Raw genomic sequence first — 25,764 nt, forward strand, 5'->3', positions numbered from 1 at the left:
TCAGACCCGCGCAGCCGTCACGGCGGCCGAACCCCAGGTGGTTCTCCAGCGACGTTTCACGCCGTGCAGACCGAACCAGGCCAGGACGCCGAGGCTGGCGAACAACCACAGCGCCAGTTGATAGCTGCCGGTGCTTTGCTTGATCGCGCCCATGCCGGCCGCGAGGGCAAACCCGCCGATACCGCCGGCCATGCCGATCAGGCCGGTCATCACGCCGATTTCCCGGCGAAAACGCTGGGGCACCAACTGGAATACCGCGCCATTGCCTGCGCCCAGACCGAGCATGGTGCAGACGAAAAGTGCCAGGGCGGCGTAGGAACTCGGCAGGTTGAAGCCGACCACGGCAATGCAGGTCGCCGCGACGGTGTACATCGCCAACAGGGTCCGAATGCCGCCAAACCGGTCAGCCAGTGCACCACCCAGGGGGCGCATCAGGCTGCCACCGAACACGCAGGCAGCGGTGTAGTAGCCGGCAGTCACCGGGTTCAGGCCGTACTGGTCGTTGAAATAACCGGGCAGGGCGCTGGCCAGGCCGATGAAACCGCCGAACGTCACGCTGTAGAAAAACATGAACCACCAGCTGTCACGATCACCCAAGGCCTTGAAGTAGTCGGCCATGGATTTGGCTTTTGGCCGCTCGGGGGCATTGCGGGCCAGCCAGGCGAAGACGACCAGGGTCAGGATCAACGGAATCAGGGCAAAGCCGAACACGTTGCTCCAGCCAAACGCCGCCGCCAGCACCGGGGCGATCAATGCCGCGAGGACCGTGCCCGAGTTACCCGCGCCAGCGATGCCCATGGCCTTGCCTTGATGCTGCGGCGGATACCACTGGGAGGCCAGGGGCAGGGCGACGGCGAACGAAGCGCCGGCCATGCCGAGGAACAGGCCCAGCAGCAAGGCTTGCTCGTAGCTGTGGATCCCGAGTTTCCAGGCGCCGAACAGGGCGCAGATCACGATGACCTGGCCGATCAGGCCGGCGGTTTTTGGCGACAGGCGATCAGCCAGCATCCCCATCACGAAGCGCAACACCGCCCCGGCCAGAATCGGCGTGGCGACCACCAGCCCCCGTTGCTGTGTCGTCAGCTGCAGGTCGGCGGCGATCTGCACCGCCAAAGGACCGAGCAGGTACCAGACCATGAAACTCAGGTCGAAATAGAGGAACGCTGCGAACAATGTGGGTGTATGGCCGGATTTCCAGAAGCTTGAATTCATTGCGCACCTCAGCTGTGAAGAGTCTCGAAAGGAGTCATGAGCTTGCAGGTGGGGCGCCGATACGGCCGCACCACCGGCCCCGTGCTCTGGGGCCAAAACGAAAAAACGCCGCCACCCGATCCGCCAAGGGCAAATGAGGTGAGCGACGTCTTTGTCGTAGGTGGGGCAACCGCCGTTGGTTACCTGTAGTGATTACCTAGCCAGATCTGTGCCATATCGGAAATTTGTGTAAAGCAAAAAGATCGCAGCCTTCGGCAGCTCCTACAGGGGAATCTGTGCACCCCGTAGGAGCTGCCGAAGGCTGCGATCTTTTGTTGTTCAACCCAATAATTCACTCATGGCAATAATCTGCTCCGCCACTTGAATCAGCTTCTGCTGGCGGCTCATCGCCTGGCGGCGCATCAGTGTGTAGGCCTCTTCCTCGTTGCAGTCCTTCATTTTCATCAGCAGCCCCTTGGCCAGTTCGATGCGCTTGCGCTCGGCCAATTGCTGGTCGCGGGCATGCAACTGGGCGCGCAAGGCCTGGTCACTCTCGAAGCGTGCCATGGCCACATCGAGAATCGGCTGCAGGCGTTGTGCGTGAATGCCTTCGACGATGTAGGCACTGACCCCGGACTTGATCGCCTGGCGCATCACATCGGGGTCGTGTTCGTCCGTGAACATCACAATCGGGCGTGGCTGGTCGCGCGTCACCAGCACCACTTGTTCCATGACATCGCGGCCCGGTGACTCGGTATCGATCAGAATTACATCCGGACGCACCGTTTCGACGCGTTCGGGCAAGTCGATGGTCAGGCCGGATTCATCGATCACTTCGAATCCGGCTTCGGTCAGGGCGGCCTTCAGGCGTCCGACTTTTTTGGCGGTGTCGTTGATCAGCAGGATACGCAGCATGTTCGTGGTCTCCTGTCAGCGGCTGGCGGATCGGTGCGAGCTGTCGCTCATTGCATGCAGTTTGAAACTGCGGGCATAACCGGCCGGGTCCGAGCCGTCCCAGATTTTGCCGTCGATCAACTGACTGCTGCGCATTTCCCCGGCTGACGAAGCGACGCCGACGGCACGGGCGGCTTCACGGTAGAGGTCCAGTTGCTGGACCTGCCGGGCCACCGCGAGATAGTCCGGGTCATCGCGCAACAAGCCCCAGCGGCGGAACTGGGTCATGAACCACATGCCGTCGGACAGGTACGGCAGGTTGACCTCGCCGTCCCCGTGCAGGCGCAGCGCGTGCGGGTCTTGCCAGCGGTGGCCAAGGCCGTCGGCGTATTCGCCCAGAAGGCGCGGTTCGATGCAGTCCAGTGGTGCGTCAAGGTACTGCGCGGCACTGAGCAGTTGTGCGGTGCTGCGGCGATTCTCGGTGCTTTCTTCGATGAAGCGGCTGGCTTCCAGAATCGCCATCACCAACACCCGGGCGGTATTGGGGTATTGCTCGACGAACGCACGGGTGCAGCCGAGGACCTTTTCCGGATGATCGGGCCAGATGGTCTGGGTCGTGGCCAGGGTGAAACCGAGGTCCTGTTGCACGGCGCTGGCGGACCAGGGCTCGCCGACGCAGAAGCCGTCGATACGCCCGGCCCGCAGGTGCGCGACCATTTGCGGTGGCGGCACCACCACGCTGTCGACATCCAGCAGCGGGTGAATGCCCTGGCTGGCGAGCCAGTAATACAACCACATGGCGTGGGTGCCGGTGGGAAACGTCTGGGCGAAGGTGAGTTTTGAGCGAGTTTGGTGCACGTGCCGATCCAGTGCTTCAGGACTGGTCACTCCAAGCGCCTGCAGGCCGTGGGACAGATTGATGCTCTGACCGTTCCGGTTCAGGCCCATCAACACGGCCATGTCGGTCGCGGCCACGCCACCGATGCCCAGGTGAACGGCGTAAATCAGGCCATAGAGGCTGTGGGCGGCATCGAGTTCGCCGCTGACCAGTTTGTCCCGCAGGTTGGCCCAGGACGATTGCCGCTTGAGGTTCAGGGTCAAACCGTGGGGCTGGGCGAAGCCCTGTGTGGCGGCGACAACCACAGAAGCGCAGTCGCTCAGGGCCATGAAGCCGAGATTGATTTCGGTTTTTTCCGGGGCATCGCTGCCATTGACCCAAGCCAGGGGGCCGGCTGACGGTTCGTTCATCGCGTGTTCACCTTGCAAAAAAAACGTCGTCCCGAGTTCTTGCTTGAGCAGGCCGGGGACGACGCCATTGTCTTTGCACACATTCGGTCGTTGGCATGGGTGCTGGTGCCCAGAGTGGTGCAAGGCATATGCCATTATCCGTTGATTTGATCACGCGCCTCGCTTGCCACCCCGTTGCCCGGCTATAATCGCCGCCTCAATTCGCCGCCAATCGAGTCAAATCCGCCCATGTACACCCTGGCCCGTCAGCTGTTGTTCAAACTCTCCCCGGAAACCTCCCACGATCTGTCCCTGGACCTGATCGGCGCGGGCGGGCGTCTTGGGCTCAACGGCTTGCTGTGCAAGGCCCCGGCGAAGCTGCCGGTGAATGTCATGGGCCTGGATTTCCCGAATCCGGTAGGTCTGGCCGCCGGCCTGGACAAGAACGGCGCAGCCATCGATGGTTTCGCCCAGCTGGGTTTCGGTTTTGTCGAAATCGGCACCATCACGCCGCGTCCGCAGCCGGGTAACCCGAAGCCACGTCTGTTCCGCTTGCCGGAAGCCGAGGCGATCATCAACCGCATGGGTTTCAACAACCTCGGTGTCGATCACCTGCTGGCCCGCGTGGCGGCGGCCAAGTACAAAGGCGTGCTGGGCATCAACATCGGCAAGAACTTCGATACGCCGGTCGAGCGTGCCGTGGACGACTACCTGATCTGCCTGGACAAGGTCTATGCCCACGCCAGCTATGTGACGGTCAACGTCAGTTCGCCGAACACGCCGGGCCTGCGCAGCCTGCAATTCGGTGACTCGCTCAAGCAGTTGCTGGCCGATCTGGCCGAGCGCCGCGCGGAACTGGCATTGCGTCATGGCAAGCATGTACCGCTGGCGATCAAGATCGCGCCGGACATGAGCGACGAAGAAACCGCACAAGTTGCGCAAGCGCTGATCGAAACCGGGATGGATGCCGTCATCGCCACCAACACCACCCTGAGCCGCGCAGGCGTCGAAGGCATGGAGCATGGCGAAGAAGCCGGTGGCCTGTCCGGCGCACCGGTTCGTGACAAGAGCACCCACACCGTGCAAGTGCTGGCGTCGGAGCTGGGTGGGCGTTTGCCGATCATTGCAGCGGGCGGCATTACCGAAGGCAAGCACGCCGCCGAGAAAATCGCAGCGGGCGCGAGCCTGGTGCAGATCTATTCGGGCTTCATCTACAAAGGCCCGGCGCTGATTCGTGAGTCGGTAGACGCAATCGCAGCGCTACGCTGAACCCCTGTAGGAGCTGCCGAAGGCTGCGATCTTTTGATTTTAGAAATCAAGGTCAAAAGATCGCAGCCTTCGGCAGCTCCTACAAGGTAATGGGGGGTATGGGACAGGCATAAAAAAGGGCTCCTTGAAGGAGCCCCTGGGCCGGAGCCCGCCGTCCGGATGGGACGTGCGTGGTTAATTCAGTACAAAGTCAGATTGTCGTGTCGGAGTGTTGTGCCCTGTAATTAGCCGACGGCGTGAAGTTCGTTGAGTCTGTGGATTCCCGCAGTGCCGGTCATACCGTCCCAGTTGTCGCCGCGTCCTTCTCGCCAGCCGTTGATCCAGGCTTGACGTACCGACGGTAGAGTAAATGGGCAAAGCTCACGGGATTTACCACCAACGCCATATTGATATCCGCGCAAAAATGCTCTTTCCAACGGATCACGCTTAAGTCTTCTCATAGGGTGTTGCCCTCACTTGTTGACTGTATTTATCGCGTCGACCTCTATTGAGGTCTGGCAGAAAAACTCTGCCGTTGGGGGCTCGTTGCCGGCGTGACGAGCCAAGGTGTTGGCGTCATTGCGGCGCCAACCTGTATTGAGTTCTAACCAATGCGTCACATCGAGGGAATGATCGTTTTGTCATAAGGACGTAACCGTTCATGTGCTAACGCCATAAGTAACAGAGCAGTTGTAGCGTATTTATTGGCCAAACCCCGGTATGATCGGCTCTGCGCTGGATGATGGGCTTAATCCTTTACTGAGAATGGCTCCCGTTGCCGGGAAGCACTATTCGACGAAGGGTCGACTTATGACATTTTGTTGCATCAACTTTTTTATCTGTCCTTGCATCTAAGCTCATTTAACCCGGGCAGCAGGGGTGGAACGGCACACCTTCGTGCCACGCGGGCGTTCTTCGAGAAAAGCGCCTGATTGAAAACCGGACCGGCAATGCGTTGCCCGGTCACTCAGCTAAAGGTTCTGGAATCCCCATGTCCGATCGTTTCGAACTCTTCCTCACTTGCCCAAAAGGCCTTGAAGGCCTGCTCATCGAGGAAGCCGTCGGGCTAGGCCTTGAGGAAGCACGGGAGCACACCTCTGCCGTGCGTGGCATGGCCACCATGGAAACCGCTTATCGCCTGTGCCTGTGGTCGCGCCTGGCCAACCGCGTGCTGCTGGTGCTCAAGCGCTTCCCGATGAAGGACGCCGAAGACCTGTACCACGGCGTGCTGGACATCGAGTGGCAAGACCACATGCTCAATGACGGCACCCTGGCCGTCGAATTCAGCGGCCATGGCTCGGGTATCGACAACACCCATTTCGGCGCGCTGAAGGTCAAGGACGCCATCGTCGACAAACTGCGCACCCCGCAAGGCGACCGTCCGTCCATCGACAAGCTCAACCCGGACCTGCGTATTCACCTGCGCCTGGACCGTGGCGAAGCCATTCTGTCCCTCGACCTGTCGGGTCACAGCCTGCACCAGCGCGGCTATCGCCTGCAGCAAGGTGCGGCACCGCTCAAGGAAAACCTCGCGGCCGCCATCCTGATCCGTTCCGGCTGGCCACGTATCGCGGCCGAAGGCGGCGCACTGGCTGACCCGATGTGCGGTGTCGGCACCTTCCTGGTGGAAGCGGCGATGATCGCTGCCGACATCGCGCCGAACCTGCGTCGCGAGCAGTGGGGCTTCACCGCCTGGCTCGGTCACGTCCCGGCGCTGTGGAAAAAATTGCATGAAGAAGCTTCTGAGCGCGCAGCGGCCGGCCTGGCCAAGACACCGTTGTGGATCCGCGGCTACGAAGCTGATCCGCGACTGATTCAACCGGGTCGCAACAACGTCGAGCGTGCCGGCCTGAGCGAGTGGATCAAGATCTACCAGGGCGAAGTCGCAACTTTCGAGCCGCGTCCGGACCAGAACCAGAAAGGCCTGGTGATCTGCAACCCTCCGTACGGCGAGCGTCTGGGCGATGAGGCGAGCCTGCTCTACCTCTACCAGAACCTCGGCGAGCGCCTGCGTCAGGCCTGCCTGAACTGGGAAGCAGCGGTGTTCACCGGTGCGCCGGACCTGGGCAAGCGCATGGGCATCCGCAGCCACAAGCAGTATTCGTTCTGGAACGGCGCCTTGCCGTGCAAGCTGCTGCTGATCAAGGTGTTGCCGGACCAGTTCGTCACCGGCGAGCGTCGTACTCCGGAACAGCGCCAGGTCGAGCGCGAGCAAGCCGCCTATGATCAGGCGCCGAACGAACCGCAAGAACGCAAGTTCAACAAAAATGGCAACCCGATCAAACCGACGCCGGCACCGGCTCCGGTGGTCGAGCAGCCGCGCCTGAGCGAAGGCGGGCAGATGTTCGCCAATCGCCTGCAAAAGAACCTCAAGGCCCTGGGCAAGTGGGTCAAGCGTGAAGGCATCGACTGCTACCGCGTCTACGATGCCGACATGCCGGAATACTCCATGGCCATCGACCTGTATCACGATTGGGTCCACGTCCAGGAATACGCCGCGCCGAAATCCATCGATCCGGAAAAGGCCTCGGCGCGCATGTTCGATGCCCTGGCGGCGATTCCGCAGGCGTTGAACATCGACAAGAGCCGTGTGGTGGTCAAGCGCCGCGAGCGTCAGAGCGGCACCAAGCAGTACGAGCGTCAAGCCGCTCAGGGCAAGTTCGTCGAAGTGAATGAAGGCGGCGTGAAGCTGTTGGTCAACCTCACCGATTACCTGGACACCGGGTTGTTCCTCGATCACCGGCCGATGCGCATGCGGATTCAGAAAGAGGCCGCTGGCAAGCGCTTCCTCAACCTGTACTGCTACACCGCCACCGCCAGTGTTCATGCGGCCAAGGGCGGAGCGCGCAGCACCACCAGCGTCGACCTGTCGAAAACCTACCTGGACTGGGCGCGTCGCAACCTTTCGCTGAACGGTTTCTCCGACAAGAATCGTCTGGAGCAAAGCGATGTGATGGTATGGCTCGACGCCTGCCGTGACGAGTTTGACCTGATCTTCATCGACCCGCCGACCTTCTCCAACTCCAAGCGCATGGAAGGTGTCTTCGACGTGCAGCGCGACCAGGTGCAACTGATCGACCTGGCCATGGCGCGCTTGGCGCCTGGCGGCGTGTTGTACTTCTCCAACAACTTCCGCAAGTTCGAACTGGAAGCCAATCTCGGCGAGCGCTATGCGGTCGAGGAGATCACCGCGCAGACCATCGATCCGGATTTTTCCCGTAATGCCAAGATCCATCGCGCCTGGAAAATCACGGCGCGTTGACACTTGATTTGATTGGATCCACAGAGCCTTGATTTTCAAAGGCTCCTGGATCCCATCAGTGCTGGTCAAGTTAGTGGCTAATGGCTATAACTCAACTCACGACCAAAGGGCTTTCCCGCACCTGGCGTTTTGAGTTGCGTTCTATGTCGTTGCATGCCGTGCGCCCCAGGATCCTGGGTTTTATCAGCGAAGATGCCTCGGCCTGGTTGGTCGCGCTGCTGGTATTGCTGGTCGGCGGGGTGCTCACCGGGTTGCTGGCGTGGTCGACACTTAATCTGTTTCACCATCAATTGCGGCAACGCTTCCAACTGCTGGCCAGTGAACGTTACAGCCGTATCGAAGAGCGTTTCGAAGATCAGGAGCAGCGCCTCGACGGCCTGCGCCGGTTTTTCGCCAATTCCGATTCGGTGTCCCGAGCGGAGTTCGATGGTTACACCCAACCTTTGCTGCTGCGAACCCAGGCGTATTCCTTTGCCCAACGGGTCACTCGTGATGAGCGGGCGGCGTTCGAGCGTCGGGTGCGTGACGAAGGCTTGAGCGGCTTCACCCTGAGAGAACTCAACGCCGCCGGCCAATTGCAACTGGCCGGCGAGCGAGATGAGTACGTAGCGGTGCTGTATAGCCAGACGCAAAGCAAACTCGGAGCACCCCTCGGTTACGACTTGCTGGCCCAGCCGCTACGGCGTGCCACGCTCGATCGGGCCGATCAACATGGCGCCATGGCGGTGTCGCAACCGATGCATCTGGTGAGTATCGAGCCGGCTTATGCGCGTGGTGTGCTGCTGGTTGCACCGGTCATGCAGCGCAACAGTCAGGGCCACAGCGCCATGAAGCCCTTCGGTTATGTCATGGCGGTGATCAGCATGCGCCAGTTGCTGGCGGATGGACTGCCGGAAGCGGGCCGCGACTATCTCTCGGTGCGCATCCTCGACTTGTCGATCGACGAGCAGCACGAGGTGCTGTTCGAGTCGCCCAACCCGCCGCCCATCAGCGACCTGTCGTCCACGCGCCTGTTGCGCATGGCCGACCATGACTATCAAGTCGATATCCAGCCCAGCGCCGCGTTCGTCAAGGCCAACCATTCCTCCGTCACCAGTGTGGTGGTGTTGGGTGGGTTGCTCAGCGTGATGCTCAGTGCCTTGCTGTATGTATTGGTCAGCCAGCGGCAGCGGGCGTTGAAACTGGTCGAGCAACGCACCCAGGAACTGCGCGACCGAGAGCAGGAACTGCGTGGCACCCATGGTCAGTTGCGTGGCGTGCTGAATGCCGCCACCCAGGTCGCGATCATCGCCACCGACCTGCGCGGCGTCATCAGCACTTTCAATGCGGGTGCCGAGCAGATGCTTGGCTACTCCAGCGCCGAGGTGGTGGGGCATATGACCCTGGAGAGTCTGCACCTGCCCCGGGAACTGGTTGCTCGCTCGGCCGAGTTGAGTGCGCGCTATGGCAAGCCGGTGCCGACCTGCCAGGCGATGCTGGTCGAAGGCGACGCGCAGGGCGACCATGAGGCGCGGGAATGGACGCTGGTGCGCGGCGATGGCAGCCATTTGATGGTCAACATGCTCGCCACGCCGATGCTCGATGAACAAGGCCTGTGGGTCGGGCACCTGGCGGTGTGCATCGACATCACCGAACGCAAACGGGTCCATGAGGCGCTCGCGGCGCGGGATCTGTTGTTGAAGAAACTCAGCGCCCACGTCCCCGGCGGGATCTACCAATTCAAGATGGAGTTCGACGGGCGTTTCAGCGTGATCTATGCCAGCGACGGCATTCGCGAGATCTACGAGCTCGAACCCGACGTGCTGCTGCTCAATGCCGAAGCGATCTTCACCCGGATTCACCCCAAGGACACCACCCGTGTCCGCGCCTCGATCCGGGCCTCGGCCGACACCCTCAGCCCCTGGCGCGAGGAGTACCGCGTGCAATTGCCACAACGGGGTCTGCGTTGGGTACGTGGCGAGGCCACGCCGGAGGAACTGCCCGGTGGCGGTGTGCTGTGGCACGGCTACATCTCGGACATTTCCGATATGAAGCGGGTGGAAGAAGAGTTGCGCGCGCTGTCGGTCACCGACTCGCTGACCGGTATTCACAACCGGCGTTATTTCCAGGAACGCTTGACCACCGAAATGGCCCGGGTCGAGCGCGGCGGTGGGGATCTGTCGGTGATCATGCTCGATATCGACCATTTCAAGCGCATCAATGACCTGCATGGCCATGCCGTCGGTGATCGGGTGTTGCAGGCCGTGTGCCAACGGATCGGCCACCGGCTGCGTCGCACCGATGTGTTCTGCCGCCTGGGCGGAGAGGAGTTCATGGTGTTGTGCCCGGATAGCGGCGGCGAACATGCCTATATGTTGGCCCAGCAATTGTGGCAAGGCTTGCGCAGCTCACCGATTGAAGGTGTCGGTACGGTCACCGCCAGTTTCGGGATTGCCAGTTGGCGGGTCGGGGAGGGCGCCGATGCCTTGCTGTTGCGCGCGGATTCGGGGGGCTATGCGGCGAAGCAAGCGGGAAGGGATAGGGTTGAGGGGGAGATGAATTAACCTGCGGTGAGCTGAAAAGATCGCAGCCTTCGGCAGCTCCTACAAGGTTATGTGTATACCTGTAGGAGCTGCCGAAGGCTGCGATCTTTTGATTTGACGGGTTACAACACCGAAGCCGTTTGTGGCACTTTCGGTTGGCGGTACAGGTCCAGCAGCACCTGATCGAGCACCGAAGATGCGCCGAACGGAGCCTTGTCGTTGAGGATCGCCACCACCGCCCAGGTGTTGCCATTGACGTCGCGACTGAAACCGGCAATCGCCCGCACGGTGTTCAGGGTGCCGGTCTTGACGTGGGCTTCACCGCGCATGGCAGTGGTCTTCAGGCGTTTGCGCATGGTGCCATCGGTGCCGGCAATCGGCATCGAACTGATGTATTCGGCGGAATACGGGCTGTGCCAGGCCGCTTCGAGCATCGAGGCCATTTCCCGGGCGCTGACACGCTCGGCACGGGACAGGCCGGAGCCGTTCTCCATCACCAGGTGCGGTGCGGTGATGCCCTTTTTCGCCAGCCACTGACGCACGACACGCTGGGCGGCCTTGGCGTCGTCACCATCGGCATCGGTACGGAAGCGTTGGCCGAGGCTCAGGAACAACTGCTGGGCCATGGTGTTGTTACTGTACTTGTTGATGTCGCGGATGATTTCCGCCAGGTCCGGCGAGAACGCCCGGGCCAGGACCTTGGCGTCTTTCGGGGTTGGCGCCAGCACATCCCTGCCCTGAATGCTGCCACCCAGCTCTTTCCAGATCGCGCGGACGGCGCCGGCGGTGTAGGTCGCGTGGTCGAGCAGCGACAGGTAAGTCTGCGAGCTGCAGCCTTCACCCAGTTGACCGCCGACCGTCACGGTCACACTGCCGTCGGCCTGTGCCACCGGGTTGTAACGCACGCCACCGGTGCATTGCCTGGAGTTGAGGGCCTTGACCTGGTTGTCGATGCGGATGCTCGCAATCGGCGGCTCCACCGAGACCAGCACCTTGCCCGAGTCATTGCGTGCGACGAAGCGCAGCGCCTTGAGGTTGACCAGCAGCGAGTCGGGTTTGACCAGAAACGGCTTGTTCTCGTCGTTGCCGTCGTCATTGAACTCCGGCAGTTGCGGTTGCACGAAGAAGGTTTTATCCAGCACCAGGTCGCCGGTGACCTGGGTGACGCCGTTGGCACGCAGGTCGCGCATCAGCAGCCAGAGTTTTTCCATGTTCAGCTTCGGATCGCCGCCACCCTTGAGGTAGAGGTTGCCGTTGAGAATGCCGCCGCTCAAGGTGCCGTCGGTGTAGAACTCGGTTTTCCACTGGTGGTTCGGGCCGAGCATTTCCAGCGCTGCGTAGGTGGTGACCAGTTTCATGGTCGACGCCGGGTTGACCGACACGTCGGCGTTGAACACCGTCGGGGTGCCGGGGCCGGTGAGCGGGATCATTACCAGCGACAGGGCGTTGTCCTGCAACTTGCTGGCTTTCAGGGCTTTTTCAACGTTGGGCGACAACGCGGTATTGACGGGAGCGGCGCAAACGGGAAGGGCCAGGGGGAGAAGAAAACCGGCCAACAGCAATGGACGCAAAGATTTGATCATCTGAAATAAAACCCTACAGCCGAGGGGAAAAAAGATGAGGGCATGGAGATAAATTCCCTCAATGGTCATGAAAGTGTCGGCATTATGCCCCAAGGTGTCACAGCTTGTGCCGTGCGCAGGCATTCTGATCGGCTATTTTTTTACCGACGGTAGGCGTGGTGGCCCAGAGAGTCAGGCAATCGGCGGCTTAAACTGCTAAAGTGCCGCCCGTTATTACTTAAGAGGATTGTTCCAATGGCGACTAACCGTTCCCAGCGTCTGCGCAAAAAACTGTGCGTCGATGAATTTCAAGAGCTGGGTTTCGAACTGAACCTGGATTTCAAAGAAGATTTGGCTGATGAAGCCATTGATGCTTTCCTCGACGCGTTCCTCAAAGAAGCCATGGAAGCCAACGGCCTGGGTTATGTTGGCGGCGACGACTACGGTCTGGTTTGCCTGCAGAAGCGTGGCTCGGTCAGCGCTGAACAGCGCGCTGCCGTTGAAGCCTGGCTCAAAGGCCGCACCGAGCTGACCAGCGTTGAAGTCAGCCCGCTGCTGGACGTCTGGTACCCGGAAAAGCCGATCAATCCGGTAGCTTGATGTTCCAGTAAAAACGGCGACCCAAGGGTCGCCGTTTTTTTTGGCCCGGTTTTGTGTATTTCAGGCCTTGCGCCAGTTCAGAATCACCAGCGTCACCACCCCGGCGACAATCCCCCAGAACGCCGAGCCGATGGAAAACAGCGTCAGCCCCGATGCCGTGACCATGAAGGTGATCAGCGCCGCTTCACGTTCCTTCACTTCGCTCATGGCGATGCTCAAGCCGTTGATGATCGAGCCGAACAGCGCCAGCGCCGCAATCGACAACACCAGTTCCTTGGGCAGCGCGGCAAACAACGCCGCGAGCGTCGCACCGAACACGCCGGCGATCCCGTAGAAAATCCCGCACCAGACCGCAGCGGTATAGCGCTTGTTGCGATCCTCATGGGCGTGCGGTCCGGTGCAGATCGCTGCGCTGATCGCCGCCAGGTTGATCCCGTGGGAGCCGAACGGTGCCAGCAGCAAACTGGCGATGCCGGTGGTGGTGATCAGAGGCGAGGCGGGCACCGTGTAACCATCGGCGCGCAATACGGCGATACCGGGCATGTTTTGTGAGGTCATGGCGACGACAAACAACGGGATGCCGATGCTGATGGTTGCCGCCAGGGAGAAGTGCGGCGTGGTCCAGACCGGCGTGGCCACTTCCAGGTGGAAATCGCTGAAGTCCAGCAGCCCCATGAAGCCTGACAATGCCGTGCCGATCAGCAATGCCGCCAGCACCGCATAGCGCGGCGACAGGCGCTTGACCACCAGATAAGTGACGAACATCCCCAGTACCAGGGCCGTGCGGTGTTGTGCCGCGACGAAAATCTCGCTGCCGATCTTGAACAAAATCCCCGCCAGCAGGGCGGCGGCCAGGGAGGCCGGAATCTTTTTCACCAGTCGTTCGAAGCTGCCGGTCATCCCGCAAATCGTCACCAGCACCGCGCAGGTGATGTAGGCGCCAATGGCCTCGCCGTAAGACACGCCGCCGAGACTGGTGATCAGCAGTGCGGCGCCGGGGGTCGACCAGGCAATGGTGATCGGCGTGCGATAGCGCAGTGACAGGCCGATGGAGCACACCGCCATGCCGATCGAGATGGCCCAGATCCACGAAGAAATCTGCCCGCTGCTGAGGCCCGCGGCTTGCCCGGCCTGGAACATCAGCACCAGGGAGCTGGTGTAGCCGGTCATCATGGCGATGAAGCCGGCGACGATGGCCGAGGGCGAGGTGTCGGCCAGCGGGCGGATTTGCGTGTGGGTGGCGTCGTTCATGACGGTGGTGTTCCTTGTCTATAAAAGCAGTGAATCCAGCAGGTATTTGTGGCTGACCCAAATGTGTGGCGAGGGAGCTTGCTCCCGCTGGGCTGCGAAGCAGCCCCAATCAAGGCACTGCAGTGTGTCCAATGGAATGCGTCGGCTGATTTTACGACTGCTGCGCAGTCGAGCGGGAGCAAGCTCCCTCGCCACAAAAATGTCTCTCGACAAAAGTTTTGTGTTTTAAGCCTAAACTCAAAAGTAATCAGGCGTTGCGATACAGCCGAGGCAACATTCAGCCGTACAGTCGTGTTGCCACCTTCCATTGTGTACAATCGCAGTGTTTTTTACGCGATACTTGCCAGCGACCCACTGTGCCGTATTACAGTCGCGGTCAATTCGCCGCAGTTCTTCCGACTCGAGTGCCCATGAACGAACAGTTGCAACCCCTAAAGAAACAACCGCGAGCAGGCAAAGCCGGCCGCAGCGGTACCCAGGACGATATTGTCTACGCGCATATCTTCGAGGCCATCCTCGAACAGCGTCTGGCGCCCGGCACCAAGTTGAGCGAAGAAGCGCTGGGGGAAATTTTCGGGGTCAGCCGCACCATCATTCGCCGTGCCTTGTCGCGCCTGGCCCATGAAGGCGTGGTGCTGCTTCGTCCGAATCGTGGCGCCGTGGTCGCCAGCCCGAGCGTCGAAGAAGCCCGCCAGGTGTTCATGGCCCGCCGTCTGGTGGAGCGAGCGATCACTGAGCTGGCCGTTCAGCACGCGACCGCCGAGCAGATTGCCGAATTGCGCCAGATGGTCAACGACGAACGCGACAGCTTCTCCCGTGGCGATCGTGGCGCCGGCATCCGCCTGTCGGGTGAATTCCACCTGAAACTGGCCGAAGCTGCGAAAAACGCGCCGCTGATCAGTTTCCAGCGCAGCCTGGTGTCCCAGACGTCGCTGATCATTGCCCAGTACGAAAGCGGCAACCGTTCCCATTGCTCCTACGACGAGCACACCCAGTTGATCGACGCTATCGAAAAGCGCGACTGTGAACTGGCGGTGAACCTGATGATGCATCATATGGATCATATCGACAGCAAGCTGAACCTCGACGAGGAAAGTGCTTCGGATGATCTGCATGCGGTGTTCTCGCATTTGTTGCAGACCAAGAAGCCTGGGCGCTCGCCGGCCAAGCTCTGAAAAATCGCAGCCTCGTTTCACTCGACAGCTCCTACAGAAGAATGCGCTCCATGTAGGAGCTGCCGCAGGCTGCGATCTTTTGATCTTTCTGACAGGCAATAAAAATCCCCCGGACTGAAAAGTGCGGGGGATTTTTTATGCCCGAAGGAAACTAGCGCTGATGCACCAGATTTCCCGCCGCATACGTCTGCTGCACAGTCCGGTCATCGCCCAGCGTCATCAGCACAAACAACGTCTCGGCGATGTTGTTGGCCTGCTTCAAGCGATAACTCAGCAGCGGCGTGGCGTTGTAGTCCAGCACCAGGAAGTCGGCGTCGGTGCCCGGTTGCAGGGTGCCGATCCTGTCCTCCAGGCGCAGTGCGCGGGCGCCGCCGAGGGTGGCCAGGTACAGCGACTTGAACGGGCTCAGGCGTGCACCTTGCAGTTGCATCACTTTGTAGGCTTCGTTGAGGGTTTGCAGCAGCGAGAAACTGGTGCCGCCGCCCACATCGGTACCGATGCCGACATTGAGCTTGTGCTTCTCGGCCATCGGCAGGTTGAACAGGCCGCTGCCGAGGAAGAAGTTCGAGGTCGGGCAGAACGAGATGGCCGAGCCGGTTTCCGCCAGGCGCGCGCACTCGTCATCGCACAGGTGCACACCGTGGGCGAATACCGAGCGCTCGCCGAGCAACTGGTAGTGGTCGTAGACGTCCAGGTAGCCCTTGCGCTCCGGGAACAGCTCCTTGACCCACTCGATTTCCTTGAGGTTTTCGCTGATGTGGGTCTGCATGTACAGATCCGGGTATTCGGTCAGTAACTGGCCGGCCAGGGTCAGCTGTTCCGGGGTGCTGGTCGGTGCGAAGCGCGGGGTGACCGCGTAGTGCAGGCGACCCTTGCCGTGCCAGCGTTCGATCAGCGCCTTGCTTTCGACGTAGCTGGATTCGGCGGTGTCGGTCAGGTAGTCCGGGGCGTTGCGGTCCATCATCACTTTGCCGGCGATCATCCGCAGGTCAAGCTGCTCGGCGGCTTCGAAGAACGAGTTCACCGATTGCGGGTGCACGCTGCCGAATACCAGCGCAGTGGTGGTGCCGTTGCGCAGCAGTTCCTTGATGAAAATGTCCGCGACCTGATCGGCGTGGTCCTTGTCGGCGAACTGGCTTTCGCACGGGAAGGTGTAGGTGTTGAGCCAGTCCAGCAATTGCTCGCCATAGGCGCCGACCATGCCGGTTTGCGGCAGGTGGATGTGGGTGTCGATGAAGCCGGGGGTGATCAATGCATCCTGGTAGTGAGTGATTTCGACGTCAGCCGGCAGGGTCGGCAGCAGTTCGCTGGCGTGGCCCAGGGCGCTGATCTGGCCGTTATCCACAACCAGCAAGCCGTCTTCGAAATACTCGTAGGAGGCTTCGATGCCCACGACGGCTGGGTCGGCAATGCTGTGCAGGATGGCGGCGCGGTAAGCTTTGCGAGTCAAAGGCATGAGATTCTCAATTCGAGGCTTTCAAGTTTGCGGTTTGGCTGCGGCGTGACGCGGGCAGCAGTTTGGCAATCGGTTCGGCGCTGGACGTCTGCTGGCCGAAGTTCGCGTTATAGATGGCGATGATTTCGCCGGCGATGGAGATGGCGATTTCCACAGGCAACTTGCCTTTGACTTCGCCGATGCCCATCGGGCAGCGCATGCGTTGCACGACGCTGTTGTCGAAACCGCGGTCGCGCAGGCGATGTTCGAACTTCACCCGTTTGGTCTTCGAACCGATCAGGCCGAAGTAGGCGAAGTCGTTGCGCTTGAGGATCGCGGCGGTCAGTTCGAGGTCGAGTTGATGGTTGTGGGTCATCACGATGCAATAGCTGCCGGCCGGCAGGTCATCGATTTCATCCACCGGTTCTTCGCTGACGATCTTGCGCACGCCATGGGGGATCTGCTCGGGGAACTCATCTTCCCGCGAATCGATCCAGCGAACCCGGCAGGGCAGGCTGGCCAACAGTGGCACCAGGGCGCGGCCAACGTGGCCGGCACCGAACACGGCGATCTGCGCTTGAATCTGGCCCATCGGTTCGAACAGCAAAACGGTTGCACCACCGCAGCATTGGCCAAGGCTGGCACCGAGGCTGAAGCGCTCCAGATGGGTGTCCTGCTTGCCGCTGGCGAGCATCTCGCGGGCGATCTTCATGGCCTTGTATTCCAGGTGCCCGCCACCGACGGTGTCGAAGCTCTGGTTCGCACTGATGACCATCTTCGAGCCAGCGTTGCGCGGCGTCGAGCCGAGCTCTTCGATGATGGTGACCAGCACGCAGGGCTCACCCCGGTTTTGCAGGTCGGCGAGGGCGTCGATCCAGTTGTACATGTTTCACCTCAACATCTCTGTTGTCTGTACCGGCCTCTTCGCGAGCAAGCCCGCTCCCACAGGGGAATGCATTCCAAATGTGGGAGCGGGCTTGCTCGCGAAGGCCGCACTTCGGTCTTAGAGCGAAGCCATCTCGGTCTCAGCCCCGACAGCTTTTGCCGCCTTCAACTGGCGCATCTGCTCACAGCCCCACAACACTCGCTCCGGGGTTGCCGGGGCGTCGATTTTCGGTTGATGTCTGTAATCGCCCAGGCTCGCCACGGCGTCCTTGATCGCACACCACGAGGCGATACCGAGCATGAACGGCGGCTCGCCCACGGCCTTGGAGTGGAACACCGTGTCTTCCGGGTTCTTGCGGTTCTCTACCAGCTTGACCCGCAGGTCCAACGGCATGTCCGCCACGGCCGGGATCTTGTAGCTGGCCGGGCCGTTGGTCATCAGCTTGCCCTTGTTGTTCCACACCAGCTCTTCCATGGTCAGCCAGCCCATGCCCTGGATGAAACCGCCCTCGACCTGACCGATGTCGATGGCCGGGTTCAGCGAGGCGCCGACGTCGTGGAGGATGTCGGTGCGCAGCATCTTGTATTCGCCGGTCAGGGTGTCGACCAGCACTTCGCAGCACGCGGCGCCAAAGGCGAAGTAGTAGAACGGCCGACCACGGGCCTGGCTGCGGTCGTAATAGATTTTCGGGGTCTTGTAGAAGCCGGTGCTCGACAGCGACACCTGGGCAAAGTACGCCTGCTGGATCAGTGCTTCGAAGGTCAGGATGTGATCGCGGACCCGTACGTGGCCGTTGTGGAATTCCACGTCTTCTTCGCTGACCTTGTACTGGCGCGCCGCGAATTCCACCAGCCGTTGCTTGATGGTTTCGGCAGCGTTCTGCGCGGCCTTGCCGTTCAGGTCGGCACCGCTGGAAGCAGCGGTTGGCGAAGTGTTCGGCACTTTGTCAGTGTTGGTCGCGGTGATCTGCACACGGTCCATTTCCACCTGGAACACTTCGGCCACGACCTGCGCGACCTTGGTGTTCAGGCCCTGGCCCATTTCGGTGCCGCCGTGGTTGAGGTGGATGCTGCCGTCGGTGTAGACGTGCACCAGGGCACCGGCCTGGTTGAGGAAGCTGGCGGTGAAGGAAATACCGAATTTCACCGGGGTCAGCGCCAGGCCTTTTTTCAGGATCGGGCTGTTGGCGTTGTAGCGACGAATCGCTTCGCGACGCTCGGCGTACTGGCTGCTTTCTTCCAGTTCGGCGGTCATCTCTTCGAGCATGTTGTGCTCGACGGTCTGGTAGTAGTGGGTGACGTTGCGCTCGGTCTTGCCGTAGTAGTTGGCCTTGCGCACGGCCAAAGGATCCAGGGCCAGATGGCGAGAAATGGCGTCCATCACTTCTTCGATGGCGACCATGCCTTGCGGGCCGCCGAAACCACGGTAGGCAGTATTCGACGCGGTGTTGGTCTTGCAGCGGTGACCGTTGATGGTCGCATCGCCCAGGTAGTACGAGTTGTCCGAGTGGAACATCGCCCGGTCGACGATCGACGCCGACAGGTCAGGCGAGCAACCGCAGTTGCCGGCCAGCTCCAGGTTGATGCCGTGCAGGCGGCCGGTGCTGTCGAAGCCGACGTCGTACTCGACATAGAACGGGTGACGCTTGCCGGTCATCAGCATGTCTTCGACCCGTGGCAGGCGCATCTTGGTCGGCTGGCCGGTGAGGTGCGCGATCACCGCGCACAGGCACGCGGGGCTTGCGGCCTGGGTTTCCTTGCCGCCGAAACCGCCGCCCATGCGACGCATGTCGACGACGATCTTGTTCATCGACACGTCCAGCACTTCGGCCACCAGCTTCTGCACTTCGGTGGGGTTTTGCGTGGAGCAGTAGACGATCATGCCGCCGTCTTCGGTCGGCATCACCGAAGAGATCTGGGTTTCCAGGTAGAAGTGCTCCTGGCCGCCGATGTGCAGCGTGCCCTGGATGCGATGTTCGGCAGTGGCCAGCGCCGTGGCCGAATCGCCGCGTTGATGGGTGTGGCTGTCGAGTACGAAGTGGCGCTTGCGCAGGGCTTCGACCACGTCCAGCACAGGTTCCAGGTCTTCGTATTCGATGATCGCGGCCATGGCCGCCTTGCGCGCGGTTTCCAGATCTTTCGCCGCCACGGCGATCACCGGTTGACCAACGAACTGCACAGTGTCGATGGCCAGCAGCGGATCGCCCGGTAGCAACGGGCCGATGTCTTTCAGGCCCGGTACGTCTTCGTGGGTGATGGCGATGCGCACGCCTTCGAAGGCGTAGCAGGGCGAGGTGTCGATGCTGATGATCCGGGCGTGGGCGCGGTCCGACATGCGCGCATAGACGTGCAACTGGTTCGCAAACTCCAGGCGGTCGTCGATGTATTGCGCCTCACCGGCCACATGCTTGGCGGCGCTGTCGTGCTGGACGCTGCGGCCGACACCGGTGGTCAGGTCCTTGGCGAACAGTTCAGCCAATTCGGCTTGGGTCTTCTCTACGGCGTGATGATTAGACATAAGCGGTCACCCGGGTCTCGATGTGCGGTGTTTGCAGTTCGATGAAGTATTTGCGCAGCAGGTTCTGCGCGCTGAGCAGGCGATATTCCTTGCTGGCGCGGAAGTCCGAGAGCGGCGTGAAGTCTTCGGCCAGGGCAGCGCAGGCGCGTTCGACAGTGGCGTTATTGAATGGCGAGCCGAGCAACGCGGCTTCGCAGGCAGCGGCGCGTTTCGGGATGGCCGCCATGCCGCCGAAGGCGACGCGGGCTTGAGCGACGATGCCGTTTTCCAGGCGAATGTTGAAGGCGGCGCAGACTGCCGAGATATCGTCGTCCAGGCGCTTGGAAACCTTGTAGGCGCGGAACAGTTTATCGACGCTGGCGCGGGGCACGATGATCTTCTCGATGAACTCGCTTTCCTGGCGCGCCGTGACGCGGTAATCGATGAAGTAATCTTCCAGCGCCAAGGTGCGGCGGGTCTCGCCTTTGCACAGCACGATCTGCGCACCGAGGGCGATCAGCAGGGGCGGCGAGTCACCAATCGGCGAGGCGTTGCCGATGTTGCCGCCCAGGGTGCCCTGGTTGCGGATCTGCAAGGACGCGAAGCGGTGCAGCAATTCACCGAAGTCCGGGTACTCGGCGTTCAAGGCCTCGTAGCAGTCGGACAGGGACGTGGCGGCGCCGATTTCCAGGCGATCGTCAAAACGGTCGATGCGCTTCATCTCGGCGACGTTGCCGACATAGATCATCACCGGCAGGGTGCGGTGGAACTGCGTGACTTCCAGCGCCAGGTCAGTGCCGCCGGCCAGCAGGCGGGCCTGTGGATAAGCGTCGTAGAGATCGGCCAGGTCGGCCACGGTCAGCGGCACCAGGCAGCGTTTGTCGCCGCTGTTGAGTTCGCCGATATCGGTCGGGGCAATGGCTTTGAGGCGTGCGATGGTGTCGGCCTCGCTGGCGTCGAACTGGTCCGGTTGCTTGGCGCAGCAGGACTGCTCGGCGGCTTCCAGGATCGGCCGGTAGCCGGTGCAACGGCAGAGGTTGCCGGCCAGTGCTTCGTGGGCCTTGGCATGATCCGGTGCATCGCTGTTCTTTTGCAGGGCAAACAGCGACATCACGAAGCCGGGGGTGCAGAAGCCGCATTGCGAGCCGTGGCACTCGACCATGGCTTTCTGCACGCTGTGCAGTTCACCCTTGTGCTTGAGGTCTTCGACGCTGATCAGTTGTTTGCCGTGCAGGGACGACACGAAGGTCAGGCACGAGTTGAGGCTGCGATAGCGAATGTGTTCGCGGCCGTCATCATCGGTCTGCAATTCGCCGACCACCACGGTGCAGGCGCCGCAGTCACCGCTGGCGCAGCCTTCTTTGGTGCCGGGCTTGCCGACATGGTCGCGCAGATAATTGAGCACGGTCAGGTTCGGGTCCAGGGCGTGCTCGCTACGGAGTTCCTGGTTTAGTAAAAACTGGATCACGGAAGGCCTCGCAGACTCATTATTGTTGTTAACCGACAGGAACTGAATTTAGCAGGTCTGACTTTTCGGTCAATGGTTTTCTGACTTAAAGGTCAGGAAATTACAATTTGTCGATCAACCACTTGTTCCTTAATTATTGTCGCTGGTTCGATAGCCTGCCTTTTTGCTTGAATTTGCTTGAATCATGCCAAAAACCTCCGGGCAGGCACTCCGCCCTGACGCAGCAATTGCGCTACACTGCGCCGCTTGTACAGATCAAAGAGTTTGAAGGACAACCATGACGTTCAAGGCGCCGGACAGCCTCGCCGAGCAAATCGCTCACCACCTCGCCGAACGCATCATTCGCGGCGAAATGAAGCCCGGGGAGCGCATCCAGGAACAGAAGGTCACGCTGGCCCTCAATGTCAGTCGTGGTTCGGTCCGCGAGGCCTTGCTGATCCTCGAGCGTCGCCATTTGATCGCGATCCTGCCGCGACGCGGTGCCCACGTTACCGAGCTCACGCCACACAAGGTGCAGAGCCTGTGCACGCTGATGAGCGAGCTCTATATCCTGCTCGGCAACTCAGTGGCCAGCGGCTGGAAAACCCAGGCCGACATGGCGCCTTTCGTACAGATCCAGCAACGCCTGACGGCCAGCTACGAGCGTCAGGACATCCGCACGTTCGTCGACGACAGCTTCAATGTGATGCGCGCCGCGTACCCGTTCGCCAACAACCCGTACTTGCAGGAGACCGTCGAGAATCTGCAGCCGGCCATGAGCCGTGCGTATTTCCTCGCGCTGGACCTGCGCAAAGCGTCGATGAGCGAATTCCTCGAGCTGTTCGAACGCTTGCTCGCTGCTGTGCTGGCCCGTGACTTTGTGCAGATTCGTGAAGTGCTGACGGCTTACGCCCAGCGCAGTTGCGATCTGGTGATCTCAGCACTGACGGACGCCTGAGGGTGCGGCTCAAGTGCATCAAGCTGGCGGGGTTCAAGTCCTTCGTCGACCCGACCACGGTGAACTTCCCCAGTAACATGGCGGCGGTGGTCGGGCCCAATGGCTGCGGCAAGTCGAACATCATCGACGCCGTACGCTGGGTGATGGGCGAGAGTTCGGCGAAGAACCTGCGCGGCGAGTCGATGACCGACGTCATCTTCAACGGCTCCACCAGCCGCAAGCCGGTGAGCCAGGCGAGCATCGAACTGGTGTTCGACAACTCCGACGGCACCTTGCTCGGGGAGTACGCCGCCTACGCGGAAATCTCCATTCGCCGCAAAGTGACCCGCGACAGCCAGACCACTTATTACCTCAACGGCACCAAATGCCGGCGCCGCGACATCACCGACATCTTCCTCGGCACCGGGCTTGGCCCGCGCAGCTACTCGATCATCGAGCAGGGGATGATCTCCAAGCTGATCGAGTCCAAGCCCGAAGACCTGCGCAACTTCATCGAAGAAGCCGCGGGCATCTCCAAGTACAAGGAACGCCGGCGCGAGACGGAAAACCGCATCCGCCGCACCCACGAAAACCTCGAGCGCCTGACCGACCTGCGCGAAGAGCTTGAGCGGCAGCTCGAACGCTTGCACCGCCAGGCCGAGGCCGCCAAGAAGTATCAGGAATTCAAGGGTGAGGAGCGTCAGCTCAAGGCCCAGCTGTCGGCCCTGCGCTGGCAGGCGCTGAATGATCAGGTCGGCCAGCGTGAAGCGATCATCGGCAACCAGGAAGTTTCTTTCGAAGCCCTTGTGGCCGAACAGCGCAATGCCGATGCGAGCATCGAGCGCCTGCGTGACGGGCACCACGACCTCTCGGAGCGCTTCAACCTGGTGCAGGGGCGCTTTTACTCGGTCGGCGGCGACATCGCCCGGGTCGAGCAGAGCATCCAGCACGGTCAGCAGCGTTTGCGCCAGTTGCAGGATGACCTGAAAGAGGCCGAGCGCGCGCGCCTGGAAACCGAATCGCACCTGGGTCACGACCGCACGTTGCTGCTGACCCTCGGCGAAGAGCTGGACATGCTCACCCCGGAGCAGGAAGTCACCAGCGCCGCGGCCGAAGAGGCCGCCGCCGCGCTGGAAGAGTCCGAAACCACCATGCACGGCTGGCAGGAGCAGTGGGATACGTTCAACCTCACCGCCGCCGAGCCGCGCCGTCAGGCCGAAGTGCAGCAGTCGCGGATCCAGCAGCTGGAAACCAGCCTCGAGCGCCTGGCCGACCGTCAGAAGCGTTTAGGCGAAGAGCGCGCCTTGCTCTCGGCGGACCCGGAAGACGCGGCGATCATGGCGCTCAGCGAGCAGCTTGCCGAATCCGAAGCGACCCTTGAGGATTTGCAGACCAGCGAAGAAGCCCAGGTCGAAAAGCTCGAGCAGTTACGTCAGGAGTTGCAGCAGGCGCTGACCGCGCAGCAGCAGGCACAAGGTGATTTGCAGCGCCTCAACGGTCGGCTGGCCTCCCTCGAAGCCTTGCAGCAAGCCGCGCTCGATCCGGGCACCGGCACCGCCGAATGGCTGCGCGAACAGAATCTTGCGAATCGCCCGCGCCTGGCCGAAGGCCTGAAGGTTGAGGCCGGTTGGGAGCTGGCGGTGGAAACCGTGCTCGGCGCCGACCTGCAAGCGGTGCTGGTGGACGACTTCAACGATTTCGATCTGTCGGGCTTTGCCCAGGGCGATCTGCGTTTGCTCAGCCCGGCCAGCGATGGCGTCCGGATGCCGGGCAGCTTGCTGGACAAAGTCGAGGCGCAACTCGATCTGTCGCCATGGCTGGGGCAGGTCAAGCCGGTCGACAGTCTGGAACAGGCCTTGGCCTTGCGGGGGCAATTGGCTGCCGGGCAGAGCCTGATCAGTCGTGACGGTTACTGGGTCGGACGGCATTTTCTGCGGGTGCGTCGGGCCAGTGAGGCGGAAAGCGGCGTGCTCGCCCGGGGGCAGGAAATCCAGCAACTGGGCCTTGAGCGTGAAGAGCGCGAAGCCGCTGTCGAAACCCTGGAAACCCGACTGCAGAATCTCAGGGCGCAGCAGCGTCAGCAGGAAAACGGTCGCGAACATTTGCGCCGCTTGCTGCAGGACGAAGCGCGTCAGCAAGGTGAATTGAAGGCGCAATTGTCCGCCGGCAAAGCCAAGGCCGAACAATTGACCCTGCGCCGTACCCGTCTCGACGAAGAGCTTGTCGAACTCGATGAGCAGCGCGCGCTGGAACACGAAAACATCGGTGAGGCGCGCCTGCAATTGCAGGAAGCCCTCGACAGCATGGCGCAGGACACCGAGCAGCGTGAGTTGCTGCTGGCCCAGCGCGACAGCCTGCGCGAGCGCCTGGATCGTGTGCGTCAGGAAGCGCGGCAGCACAAGGATCACGCCCACCAGCTGGCGGTGCGCCTGGGTTCGCTCAAGGCGCAGCATGATTCGACACGCCAGGCGCTGGAACGTCTGGAGATGCAGTCCGAACGCCTGACTGAAAAGCGCGAGCAACTGAGCCTCAATCTGGAGGAGGGCGAAGCACCGCTGGAAGAGCTGCGCCTGAAGCTCGAGGAGTTGCTCGACAAGCGCATGACCGTCGACGAAGAACTCAAGACCGCGCAGATCGCCCTTGAAGACGCCGACCGCGAATTGCGCGACGCCGAGAAGCGCCGCAGCCAGGCTGAACAGCAATCGCAGTTGATTCGCAGCCAGCTCGAAACCCAGCGCATGGAATGGCAAGCCCTGACCGTGCGCCGCAAGACCTTGCAGGACCAATTGCTGGAAGACGGCTACGATCTCCACGGCGTACTCGCGACCTTGACGGCCGAGGCCAGCGAGAAGGATGCCGAGGAAGAGCTCGAGCGCATCGCCGCCAGGATCCAGCGTCTGGGCGCGATCAACCTGGCGGCCATCGATGAGTACCAGCAACAGTCGGAGCGTAAACGTTATCTGGATGCCCAGAACGACGATCTGGTGGAAGCCCTTGAAACCCTTGAGAACGTGATTCGCAAGATCGACAAGGAAACCCGCAACCGTTTCAAGGATACCTTTGATCAGATCAATGGCGGTTTACAGGCGCTTTTTCCAAAAGTTTTCGGTGGCGGCCGCGCATATTTGGAACTGACGGGCGAAGATTTACTCGATACAGGGGTAACAATCATGGCGCAGCCGCCCGGAAAGAAGAACAGCACCATCCATTTGCTCTCCGGCGGCGAAAAAGCCCTGACCGCATTGGCCCTGGTTTTTGCGATCTTCAAATTGAACCCGGCGCCGTTCTGCATGCTCGATGAGGTTGACGCGCCACTGGATGACGCTAACGTTGGACGCTACGCGCGATTGGTAAAAGAGATGTCACAGACAGTGCAGTTCATCTATATCACCCACAACAAGATCGCCATGGAAATGGCCGAGCAACTGATGGGGGTGACGATGCACGAACCCGGTTGTTCACGCCTGGTGGCGGTGGATGTCGAGGAGGCGATGGCGATGGTGGACGCCTGAGTCGTAGTTGTAGGAAAGAGGCTTTACGGTGTGTAGGGCTCTTTTCCTGGCTTCGACTTGCTGGCCAATCGACATATTCGCGTCAGCCAAGGCGGTAGACGGTGTAAAGTTGCCTTTGG

17 protein-coding genes are annotated in these 25,764 nt (G+C 61.1%); 7 read left to right on the top strand and 10 right to left on the bottom strand.

Going from position 1 to position 25,764, the window contains the following annotated elements; translation table 11 throughout:
- From ACM6G4_RS22915 to ACM6G4_RS22925, 3 genes are all read right to left on the bottom strand, one after another.
- Positions 1-1,212 (bottom strand): nitrate/nitrite transporter, encoded by a 1,212-nt coding sequence (locus tag ACM6G4_RS22915; RefSeq protein ID WP_056721919.1) that lies wholly within the window; start codon positions 1,210-1,212, stop codon positions 1-3.
- 318 nt (positions 1,213-1,530) lie between these two features.
- Entirely contained in the window at positions 1,531-2,106 is a 576-nt protein-coding gene (locus ACM6G4_RS22920) for an ANTAR domain-containing response regulator (RefSeq protein WP_008048624.1), read from the bottom strand.
- Between the two features lie 15 nt (positions 2,107-2,121).
- Positions 2,122-3,333, bottom strand: a complete 1,212-nt coding sequence (locus tag ACM6G4_RS22925) for a CmpA/NrtA family ABC transporter substrate-binding protein (RefSeq protein WP_056722302.1) — start codon at positions 3,331-3,333, stop codon at positions 2,122-2,124.
- Positions 3,334-3,561: 228 nt separating this feature from the next.
- Between ACM6G4_RS22925 and ACM6G4_RS22930 the strand changes: the two genes are divergently transcribed.
- On the top strand, positions 3,562-4,581 hold the full coding sequence (locus tag ACM6G4_RS22930) for a quinone-dependent dihydroorotate dehydrogenase (RefSeq protein WP_056721922.1): 1,020 nt from the start codon (positions 3,562-3,564) through the stop codon (positions 4,579-4,581).
- Between the two features lie 224 nt (positions 4,582-4,805).
- Here ACM6G4_RS22930 and rmf read toward each other — a convergent pair whose 3' ends face one another.
- The gene (gene rmf, locus ACM6G4_RS22935; RefSeq protein ID WP_003223300.1) at positions 4,806-5,021 is read right to left on the bottom strand and encodes a ribosome modulation factor; all 216 of its coding nucleotides are present in this window, start codon (positions 5,019-5,021) and stop codon (positions 4,806-4,808) included.
- A gap of 530 nt (positions 5,022-5,551) precedes the next feature.
- Here rmf and rlmKL point away from each other — a divergent pair.
- Complete coding sequence (rlmKL, locus tag ACM6G4_RS22940; protein ID WP_056721923.1) at positions 5,552-7,822, top strand: bifunctional 23S rRNA (guanine(2069)-N(7))-methyltransferase RlmK/23S rRNA (guanine(2445)-N(2))-methyltransferase RlmL; 2,271 nt, start codon at positions 5,552-5,554, stop codon at positions 7,820-7,822.
- A 143-nt stretch (positions 7,823-7,965) separates the two neighbouring features.
- On the top strand, positions 7,966-10,365 hold the full coding sequence (locus ACM6G4_RS22945; RefSeq protein WP_414914678.1) for a diguanylate cyclase: 2,400 nt from the start codon (positions 7,966-7,968) through the stop codon (positions 10,363-10,365).
- Between the two features lie 101 nt (positions 10,366-10,466).
- Here ACM6G4_RS22945 and dacB read toward each other — a convergent pair whose 3' ends face one another.
- Positions 10,467-11,927 carry a D-alanyl-D-alanine carboxypeptidase/D-alanyl-D-alanine-endopeptidase gene (gene dacB / locus ACM6G4_RS22950; protein WP_056721926.1) on the bottom strand — a complete coding sequence of 487 codons (1,461 nt, stop codon included), beginning with the start codon at positions 11,925-11,927 and terminating at the stop codon, positions 10,467-10,469.
- A gap of 234 nt (positions 11,928-12,161) precedes the next feature.
- Here dacB and ACM6G4_RS22955 point away from each other — a divergent pair, with 234 nt between their 5' ends.
- Positions 12,162-12,506 carry a YggL family protein gene (locus tag ACM6G4_RS22955; protein ID WP_007971486.1) on the top strand — a complete coding sequence of 115 codons (345 nt, stop codon included), beginning with the start codon at positions 12,162-12,164 and terminating at the stop codon, positions 12,504-12,506.
- A gap of 60 nt (positions 12,507-12,566) precedes the next feature.
- Here ACM6G4_RS22955 and ACM6G4_RS22960 read toward each other — a convergent pair whose 3' ends face one another.
- Positions 12,567-13,757 carry a benzoate/H(+) symporter BenE family transporter gene (locus tag ACM6G4_RS22960; RefSeq protein ID WP_056721928.1) on the bottom strand — a complete coding sequence of 397 codons (1,191 nt, stop codon included), beginning with the start codon at positions 13,755-13,757 and terminating at the stop codon, positions 12,567-12,569.
- Positions 13,758-14,167: 410 nt separating this feature from the next.
- Between ACM6G4_RS22960 and ACM6G4_RS22965 the strand changes: the two genes are divergently transcribed.
- The gene (locus ACM6G4_RS22965) at positions 14,168-14,932 is read left to right on the top strand and encodes a GntR family transcriptional regulator (RefSeq protein WP_414914679.1); all 765 of its coding nucleotides are present in this window, start codon (positions 14,168-14,170) and stop codon (positions 14,930-14,932) included.
- Between the two features lie 151 nt (positions 14,933-15,083).
- Here the strand turns inward: ACM6G4_RS22965 and guaD are convergent, their stop codons facing one another.
- The 4 genes from guaD to xdhA form a co-directional block, all read right to left on the bottom strand.
- Positions 15,084-16,388: a guanine deaminase gene (gene guaD / locus ACM6G4_RS22970; RefSeq protein WP_414914680.1), complete on the bottom strand. Its 1,305-nt coding sequence runs from the start codon at positions 16,386-16,388 to the stop codon at positions 15,084-15,086.
- 7 nt (positions 16,389-16,395) lie between these two features.
- On the bottom strand, positions 16,396-17,253 hold the full coding sequence (xdhC, locus tag ACM6G4_RS22975; protein ID WP_414914681.1) for a xanthine dehydrogenase accessory protein XdhC: 858 nt from the start codon (positions 17,251-17,253) through the stop codon (positions 16,396-16,398).
- 117 nt (positions 17,254-17,370) lie between these two features.
- A complete protein-coding gene (gene xdhB, locus ACM6G4_RS22980) occupies positions 17,371-19,770 on the bottom strand; it encodes a xanthine dehydrogenase molybdopterin binding subunit (RefSeq protein WP_414914682.1) in 2,400 nt (799 codons plus the stop codon).
- Positions 19,763-21,217: a xanthine dehydrogenase small subunit gene (xdhA, locus tag ACM6G4_RS22985; RefSeq protein WP_414914683.1), complete on the bottom strand. Its 1,455-nt coding sequence runs from the start codon at positions 21,215-21,217 to the stop codon at positions 19,763-19,765. The genes xdhB and xdhA overlap by 8 nt, the downstream gene beginning before the upstream one ends.
- Before the next feature lie 277 nt (positions 21,218-21,494).
- Here xdhA and ACM6G4_RS22990 point away from each other — a divergent pair, with 277 nt between their 5' ends.
- Complete coding sequence (locus tag ACM6G4_RS22990) at positions 21,495-22,154, top strand: GntR family transcriptional regulator (RefSeq protein ID WP_056721937.1); 660 nt, start codon at positions 21,495-21,497, stop codon at positions 22,152-22,154.
- Between the two features lie 2 nt (positions 22,155-22,156).
- Positions 22,157-25,645 (top strand): chromosome segregation protein SMC, encoded by a 3,489-nt coding sequence (gene smc, locus ACM6G4_RS22995; RefSeq protein ID WP_056721939.1) that lies wholly within the window; start codon positions 22,157-22,159, stop codon positions 25,643-25,645.
- Positions 25,646-25,764 lie beyond the last annotated feature (119 nt).

Source organism: Pseudomonas sp. IT-P258 (genome assembly GCF_949767825.1).
GTDB lineage: Bacteria > Pseudomonadota > Gammaproteobacteria > Pseudomonadales > Pseudomonadaceae > Aquipseudomonas > Aquipseudomonas monachiensis.